The organism is Streptomyces nanshensis (assembly GCF_001751255.1).
In the GTDB taxonomy this organism is placed as follows: Bacteria; Actinomycetota; Actinomycetes; order Streptomycetales; family Streptomycetaceae; genus Streptomyces; species Streptomyces nanshensis_A.
The window spans coordinates 1-516 of record NZ_LJGW01000158.1; the positions used below are offsets into that span (position 1 = coordinate 1).

At 78.3% G+C, this 516-nt stretch carries 1 pseudogene (only partly in view); it reads right to left on the bottom strand.

The features are described 5' to 3' along the window. A pseudogene (locus AN218_RS09720) lies at positions 1–516 on the bottom strand (DUF5107 domain-containing protein); its annotated part runs 1295 nt beyond the window's last position; the annotation flags it as partial.

Here is a 516-nt window from a genome sequence, read left to right on the forward strand (position 1 = left end):
GTCCGTCCCGTCGTCCTCGTCCCGCCCGGCGGCGAGGTCCAGTGGCAGACCGACCGCCAGATCGACGGCGAGGTCGACCGCGGCCAGATAGCGGTCGGCGGCGCGCTGCGGATGGCGTCCGGCGGGGTCGTCGCAGGCGTCGGCGAAGGCCAGCGCCCGCAGCGACCACGGGGCGGGCGCCGCGGCGACCGAACGCTCCCCACTGCGCACGGCCTGGGCNTCCCAACTGCGCACGGCCTGGGCGTGATCGCCCGCGTGCCACTGCGCGACGCCCAGGTGGTAGTCGGTGAGCGGCCCCGCGGACGCGCACTCCAGCCTCTCCCGCCAGGCGCCGGAGACCAGCGACGGACCGGCGGCCCGCACCGGACCGGGCCCCGGTGCGTCGTCCGGGAAGCGGCCCTCGGCCAGCAGCGTCGCCCACGGGCGCTGTTCCGCGCCCATCGTCTCCGCCGGGAAGGGCGTACCGGGCAACGCGTAGCCGCCGCGGGCCACTTCGAGGGCGCCCCAGCCGGAGCC